6 protein-coding genes and 2 pseudogenes are annotated in these 6,800 nt (G+C 70.2%); 4 read left to right on the forward strand and 4 right to left on the reverse strand.

Annotation, left to right across the window (positions count from 1 at the left end):
- Window positions 1-23 precede the first annotated feature (23 nt).
- The gene (locus ACXJMZ_RS33290) at window positions 24-401 is read left to right on the forward strand and encodes a zinc-binding dehydrogenase (RefSeq protein ID WP_457033745.1); all 378 of its coding nucleotides are present in this window, start codon (window positions 24-26) and stop codon (window positions 399-401) included.
- On the opposite strand, the gene ACXJMZ_RS33295 is transcribed toward ACXJMZ_RS33290, so the two are convergent.
- Entirely contained in the window at window positions 391-1,542 is a 1,152-nt protein-coding gene (locus ACXJMZ_RS33295) for a phosphotransferase (RefSeq protein WP_457033746.1), read from the reverse strand. The two genes, ACXJMZ_RS33290 and ACXJMZ_RS33295, sit on opposite strands and share 11 nt — an antisense overlap.
- 327 nt (window positions 1,543-1,869) lie before the next feature.
- Between ACXJMZ_RS33295 and ACXJMZ_RS33300 the strand changes: the two are divergent.
- Window positions 1,870-2,337 (forward strand): annotated as a pseudogene (locus tag ACXJMZ_RS33300) (winged helix-turn-helix domain-containing protein); the annotation flags it as partial.
- 11 nt (window positions 2,338-2,348) lie between these two features.
- On the opposite strand, the gene ACXJMZ_RS33305 reads toward ACXJMZ_RS33300, so the two are convergent.
- The gene (locus tag ACXJMZ_RS33305; RefSeq protein ID WP_457033747.1) at window positions 2,349-3,551 is read right to left on the reverse strand and encodes an IS110 family RNA-guided transposase; all 1,203 of its coding nucleotides are present in this window, start codon (window positions 3,549-3,551) and stop codon (window positions 2,349-2,351) included.
- A gap of 195 nt (window positions 3,552-3,746) precedes the next feature.
- Between ACXJMZ_RS33305 and ACXJMZ_RS33310 the strand changes: the two are divergent.
- Both ACXJMZ_RS33310 and ACXJMZ_RS33315 read left to right on the forward strand, forming a co-directional pair.
- Window positions 3,747-3,925, forward strand: a pseudogene (locus tag ACXJMZ_RS33310) (IS630 family transposase); the annotation flags it as partial.
- Window positions 3,921-4,460 (forward strand): IS630 family transposase, encoded by a 540-nt coding sequence (locus ACXJMZ_RS33315; protein WP_457033748.1) that lies wholly within the window; start codon window positions 3,921-3,923, stop codon window positions 4,458-4,460. The pseudogene ACXJMZ_RS33310 and the gene ACXJMZ_RS33315, both read left to right, overlap by 5 nt.
- Here the strand turns inward: ACXJMZ_RS33315 and ACXJMZ_RS33320 are convergent.
- Both ACXJMZ_RS33320 and ACXJMZ_RS33325 read right to left on the reverse strand, forming a co-directional pair.
- Entirely contained in the window at window positions 4,416-4,670 is a 255-nt protein-coding gene (locus ACXJMZ_RS33320) for a hypothetical protein (protein WP_457033749.1), read from the reverse strand. The two genes, ACXJMZ_RS33315 and ACXJMZ_RS33320, sit on opposite strands and share 45 nt — an antisense overlap.
- A 284-nt stretch (window positions 4,671-4,954) precedes the next feature.
- Window positions 4,955-6,724, reverse strand: coding sequence for an SMI1/KNR4 family protein (locus ACXJMZ_RS33325; RefSeq protein ID WP_457033750.1), 1,770 nt, complete (start codon window positions 6,722-6,724; stop codon window positions 4,955-4,957).
- Between the last annotated feature and the right edge of the window lie 76 nt (window positions 6,725-6,800).

The following is a 6,800-nucleotide window of genomic DNA, read 5'->3' on the forward strand; positions in this document are numbered from 1 at the left end:
CCGACGCGAGCCTGAAAGACCCGGTGGAGACAATCCGGGCCATGACCACCAACGGGGTCGCCCGCTCCGTCGAGGCGGTGGGTCTGGTCGAGACCGCCGCCCAGGCGTTCGCGGTCCTCGCACCCGGTGGCCAGGCCACAGTCCTGGGCATGCTACCCCAGGGTGCCGAAGTACCCCTGCCCGGCAACCTGCTACGACACGGCCGCTCCCTCGGCGGCACCGTCATGGGCTCCGTGTGCACTCGTGCGGACATCCCCCGGTACGCGGAGCTGGCCCGCAAGGGCCTGCTGGCGGCCGACGACATCGCCACCCATCGCCGGCCGCTCATGGAGATCAACGAGGCTCTGCGGGCCGCCATCGCACGGGAGGGTATCCGTCAGATGATCCGGTTCACGCTTTAGCCGTGAACGCGGCCATCACATCCCCACGACGCTCGGTCCACCAGGTCAGCAGCCGCTCCTGAGGGGCGAAGAGCTCGTCGCACGAGTGGTCGCCGCGGTCGTAGTGGAAGACCAGCACCCACGGGTCCGTCATCCGCTTCCACCACAACCGCGTCACCGCGTCCTCCAGCTCCGCCGGGCTGATCGCGATGACCGACCGGTAGCCGTCCATGAACGCCGCGATCCGCTCCAGATCGAGAAGGCCGTCCTCACCGCCGAACTGCACCGTGGCGGTGCGGGCGGCCTCCTCGCCGAACGGCCGTACCCGGATCCGGTCCCAGTCGAGAACCCCGACGATATCCCCGTCCTGCCACAGGACATTACGGTGCTGGAAGTCGCCGTGCGTCCAACCGAACGGCCCCGCCGGGACCTCCATCGCAGGCCGCTCAGGGGCGTACTTCTCCAGTAGTAGCCTGCGCTTGGCCAGGAACCTTGCTGCCTCCCCGTCGAAGGGCGTCGGCTCGGCGAGGTCGGCGAGGTGCGTGAGGAAGCGGTCGATCTGGGCGAGCGCCTTCGCGGGGGCCGTGACAGAGGCGGCCGGGGGATCGACCGCCGACGGCAGACCGGTGAATACCGTCGGGCGGTTGAGGATTTCGTGCAGGCGCCCCAGCAGCACTCCGAGCGTTCGCGCCTCGGGCAGGTCCAGGTCGGCGCCGAGCCGATGGTTGCCCTCAACCCACGTAAGGAGAGAGAAGCCGTCCTCGCCGACCTCCACGACCGGGTCTCCGGACCGAGTTAGAAGTGGGGCCGGAACCGGGACACCGGCCTCGGCCAGCGCTGTGAGCGTGCGAAGGTTGCGCCGGGCCGTATCGAATGGGACATCTCTGATCTTCTTGAGCGCAAAAGTCCCAGTGCTGGCGTCGATGCGCCAGTTGTCGTTCATCAGCCCGTCGGGCAGATGAACGACCTGCTGAACGGCACCGGCCTCAAACTGGGCCACCACCTGCTCAAGCCCACCGGGGCCGTTTTTGCTGCCAGCAGTCGCGGTCAAACCTTGCCCAGTCACCCCACTGAGCCTATCGGACACCGCGTGCCGCACAGGGGCATTGGCCGGAACTGACACACTGTCGACGGTCAGCCGATTCCCCACCTCGAACGTCATGTAATGGGCCAGGGGGATGGTGACGTCGCGATCGTCGTGGACCTGGGGACGGTGACTGTGCGCCGGGATCCCCGTGGCGCCAGAGGTCTCCGGGCCGCCCGATAGTTAGGCCGTAGTTCAGGCTGGTCAGGGCTGTCCAGGGTGGCCGTAAGGCCAGCGCGAAGCGCCGCCGAAGGCGCCCTTGACCGACCGGACCAGCCGCATACTCAGCCAGCGGGCGGACCGCCACGACCCAAGCCCAGGTGGGGAATTGCTGACTTCGGCGCGTCAGGGTGAACTGTCGTTAAGTTCCTGATGGGTGTGGGTGGTGGCTGTATTTGATGGTGTGTGAGGTATGCGGATGGTGGCGGGCTGACTGCTGAGGGTCGGCTGCGCCGGGAGTCGGTGCGGGTTGAGGCGGCGGAGCTGTTCGAGCAGGGGACCAGGCCGTCGGAAGTGGCGCGTCGTCTGCGGGTGAGCCGGAAATCGGCCTACCGGTGGCACGAGTTGTGGCGCGATGGCGGTGTGGGGGCTCTGGCTTCCCGTGGCCTGGGCGGGTCGCGGTGCCGCCTGTCGCCGCGGTGTCTGGAGAAACTGGCCGCATTCCTGGAGGAGGGACCGGCCGCGCATGGCTGGGTGGAGGACCAGGTGTGGACCGCGGCGCGGGTGGCCACGCTGATCGGCCGGAAGTTTCACGTCTCCTACAGCGTCTCGGGTGCCACCCGCCTGATGCACCGGCTCGGTTTCAGTCCGCAGGTTCCAGCGCGGCGGGTGGCCGAGCGTGACGAACGGGCCGTCACGGTCTGGAGGGAGTCTCAATGACCGAGTCAAGCCGTCTGTGCAACTGGATCGGGGGTGAAGATCCGGTTGTCGCGCAGGAGTGCCCACAGCACGCTCACCCGTCGGCGGGCCAGGGCGATGACGGCCTRGACGTGTCTGCAGCCCTCGGCGCGCTTCTTGAGGTAGAAGTCCCGGTTCGGTCCCTCGCGGATGATGCTGGTCTGCGCGGACAGGTAGAAGACCCGGCGAAGGCGGCGGCTGTATTTCTTCGGGCGGTGGAGGTTACCGGTGCGGCGGCCGGAGTCGCGTGGGACGGGGACGAGCCCGGCGGTGGAGGCGAGGTGGCCGGCGTCCGCGTAGGCCGCGAGGTCGCCCGCGGCGACGACGAACTCGGCTCCCAGTATTGGGCCGATGCCGGGCAGGGACTCGATGATCCCGGCCTGCGGGTGGCGGTGGAACGTGTCGCGGATCTGCTGGTCGAGGCGCTTGAGCCGGTCGTCCAGGGCCAGGATCTGCGCGGCTAGATCGGCGACGATCCGGCTGGCGGTGTCCTCGCCGGGCAGCACGGTGCGCTGGGCCTGAGCGGCCTCCAGCGCGGTGGCCGCAACTGTGTCGGCACCGCGGACGCCGCGGCCTGCCAGCCAGGTCGTTAGCCGGGTCCGGCCCCGACGGCGGATCGCCGCCGGGCTCTGGCAGCCCGTCAACAGGACCAGGGCACCCTTGTGGTCCGAGTAGTCAAAGGCCCGCTCCAGCGCGGGGAAGATACCGGTCAGCACGTCGCGGAGCCGGTTGATCATCCGCACCCGGTCGGCGACCAGGTCCGAGCGGTGGGCGGTCAGCAGCGCGAGGTCGGCGGCCAGCTGGGCGGGCACCTCGATCGTGGTGAAGTCCCTTCGCTGGCGGGTGGTTTCGGCGATGACGTAGGCGTCGCGGGCGTCGGTCTTCGCTTCACCCCGGTAGGCACCGGACATCCGGTTGACGGTCACTCCGGGCACGTAGACGACCCGCTGGCCGTGGGCTGCGAGCAGGGCCAGCAGCAGAGCGGAGGACGTGCCGGAGATGTCGACGGCCCAGTGGACCTTGTCGGCCAGGGGCAGGATCTCGCCGATCGCGCCCAGGACCGCCGCCTCGTCGTTGTCGACCTTCTTCGACCACAGCGTCGCCCCGGCCTCGTTGACTACTGCCGCCCAGTGATCGCCCTTGCCGGCATCGATGCCGGCCCAGACCCGGGCCCGTGGTTGCTCGCTCATCGCCCTCTCCTCGCCTCCGACGGTATGCCGTTGGCCCGAGGAACACCCCGCTGTCATCTCCGTAATCAGCGACCCGCGCGCACATCTCAATCAGCAGCCAGGGCGCCCCGAAGAGCCGGGCGGCCACTCCCTCCGAGCCACTGAGGACAAGGCAACCTGAGCTACACCCGGCCCTCCCGGGCCGAACAACACCTTACGGAGGCGACCTGGGCGGAGGTAAGAGCGCCCGGGCGGCCTGCGGGGGCTACATCTGCTTCGAGGACGAGGCAGGCTTCACCCGCCGACCGCCCCAAGGACGCACCTGGGGCCGGCGCGGCCGCACTCCGGTCGTGACGGTCAGCGGCCGCCGCTCGGGACGACTGTCAGTCCGTGGACGAGTTCGGCCCCCTGAACCTCATGCCCCGACGCGGCAAGGTCTGGCGCCCCCGGCGCTCACCCCGCCGGCTGCGGGCCACCTACAACCGGTACGACGGCGTGATGCACATGCTCGCCGCCCTCGACCTGACCACCGGAAAGCTCTACTACCGGACCCAGCCCCGCAAACGCTCCCGGGAGTTCCTCGCCCTGCTCAAGGCCCTACGCGCCCGCTGGCCCGGCGAGAAGCTCTACATCGTCCTGGACAACTTCTCGCCCCACCGCGCCCCGGCCGTCCGCACCTGGGCGGCAGCCAACCAGGTCGAACTGGTCTTCCTGCCGACCTACGGCTCCTGGTTGAACTGGATCGAGTCCGAGTTCGCCGCTCTGCGCTACTTCGCCCTCAACGGCACCGACCACCGCAGCCACGTCGAGCAGAACGCTGCCATCAACGCCTACGTCCGCTGGCACAACGCCCGCGCCGAGCCCAAGACCAACTTCGCCCCGGACTCACCCATCCGCACCTGGACCGAATACCCGACGAAGGCGGCTTGAGAAGCCTTCCTCCGGCTCTGGCGGGATCGCCGGCCAGTCCTCCATGGCAACGACGACCTCCGCCAGGCCGAACTCGAAGGCAGTCGCATCAACTTCACCGCTCCGATAGCCGAGCCACAGTTCGGCGAGCCGCTCCTCCAATTCAGCCAGGTCGATCAACTTGTCGCCGAGCGTGAAGCCGTCCAGCTGCGGCTTGCCGACCTCAAGCACCCAACGTTCGCACCAGCGCTCGCGGTGATGCCCCGCCCTGCCAGCTCGACTGTGGTGAACGGCACCCTTGCCTCAGCAGCGACCGCGAGGAGCACCTCAAGCGCTTCAGAATTACGTACAGCCATACCCGACCCCCGCCTCCTATGTGTCCCGAGTTCCTCCGCCACGCGCCAGTACCGCGTCCGAACTCAGCACCTCACACCATCACAACAGCGGTCACGTCCTTGGATGAACAGCTTGAGGAAGCCTACATATTTGCCTGGCCAAGGATCCGAGCCGAGCCACTAGTCGGCCAGGTCCGCCGCCAGCTCGTCGCGCCAGCGCACGGACATGCGCAGGCTCAGGACCGTCTCCGCCGCCGTGGGCAGGGGTAGCAGCAGGAACCGGCGCAGGGCCCCGGCCGCCGCGTCCCGTCCGTGCCACGCCGCGAGGTCGGCCGCGGTGACGGGCGCCGGGTCCGGCTGGTGGCGGGCCGCGTCGAGCAGTCCGCGGACGGCCCGGGCCTCCGCCCGGATAGTCCGCATCCGCAGGTCGAGGGCTTCGTCGGCCGTCAGGTCCACCGGCTCGCCCCGGCCGACCTGCTCCAGCGCCCGGGCGATCTCCGGGTACCCGTTGATGCCGGTCTCCGACGCCAGTCGGGCGAGCTGCGCCGCCACTGCGGAGCGCAACCGCTCCGGCGGGGTCCGCTCCACGATGGCACCGAGGTCGAAGTCGCGTACGACGGTGACCGGGTGCCGTGCCTCCGGCACCTCGTCGAGGACCGGCAGCAGCAGCGCGCTGGCCAGTGGTGCCGCTGCGTCGTCCGCCGGGTCCCAGCTGATGCCGTGTTCCGCCGTCAGGCCTGCCAGCAGCCGCGCGTAGGCGGCCGTCGAGCCGGGCCAGGGATCGACGCCGATCCGCTGCCACTCCTGCCCGTCGGGGCCGGTCACGTAGTCCTCGCGCGGCGATTCGACCCGGTGGCCCGCCTCCGGCCGCTCCGTGCCGTCCTCCACGACGGTCACGCGCACCTCGTATCCCTGCTTCGCCAGCCGCACCACCCGGGTTCCGCGGGACAGCCGTGCCAGCACCTCGGGACGGCCGAACTGGGCGTCACCGCCCTCCTGCGTGGCGTACGACCACCCATCGCCGCAGGACCCGGCCCGGACCATCGGGCGGTGCGCGGCCCAGGGCGCGTCGGCGGACAGCTGCGCCTGTTCCCGGCTGCGCGGCTTGGCGGTCGCGGGCAGGGAGCCCAGCCGGTTCAGTAGCTCCCCGGGGTCGATGCCCGCCACGAACACGACGTCCGGCTGCACGGGCGGTGCGGGTTCGGGTCCGAAGAATCCGCCGCTCCCGAAGGTGATGACGGCGTATGCCCCGTCGGGCTGCGGGACGGGCGGGGTCGGCTCGGCCGCGGGGACCTGCGGCTCGGGGGCCCCGGCGGCGACGTCCAGGGCGGAGGTCGGGTCGGCGACGACCGTCCCGTCGCCGTCCCAGATCAGCCGGCCCTCGTGGGCCAGGGGTGTCCGCCCGTCGAAGGGCAGGCCGTTCTCCAGGGCCGTGGCGAAGTCGGAGAGGACGTGCCGCAGTCCCGACCAGGAGGTGAAGGTCGAGCCCGTTTCGTCGAAGTACCGGCCGACCCGCCCGTGGTGCGGGCCGGGGCGGGTGACCAGGAAGAGTCCGTCGGAGGACTGCCAGCCGATGCCCAGGGTGATCAGCAGTCGTTCGTGCGACCAGTACGCGTACTCGTCGCGCTCCTCCTCGTCGAGCTCGGCCTCCTTCTCGGCAACGTCCTCCCCGACCCCGCGCAGGAACTCGGCGCTCCGGACGATCTCCCCGACTCCAGACGGTGGTCCGTAGTAGTCGAGCCGGAGCGTTCCGTCCTGGAGCTCCACACCGTCGTGCCGCAGCAGCGACTTCCTCAGGTCGGGCGGGAAGGCCACCCCCAGCCGGAGTTCGGCCGCCGCGATGTCCGCCAGAACGGCCGGCGGTCGCAGCAGCCCGTGCGTGACGGGGGCGTGCCGCGCGAGCCAGCTCTCGATGCGGTCCCAGGACTCTTCGACGGTGAACGTGATCATGCCCCGCACACTAGGCACGGGCACTGACACCCGGACGGCCGGGGCTGTCCGTAGTCCCCTCAGCCCCGGCCATCCC

Source organism: Kitasatospora sp. P5_F3, from assembly GCF_054049135.1.

Bases quoted from the DNA above. Each gene is read 5' to 3' on its own strand.
- ACXJMZ_RS33295 (WP_457033746.1), bottom strand. From the start codon at position 1,542: ATGACGTTCGAGGTGGGGAATCGGCTGACCGTCGACAGTGTGTCAGTT.
- ACXJMZ_RS33325 (WP_457033750.1), bottom strand. From the start codon at position 6,724: ATGATCACGTTCACCGTCGAAGAGTCCTGGGACCGCATCGAGAGCTGG.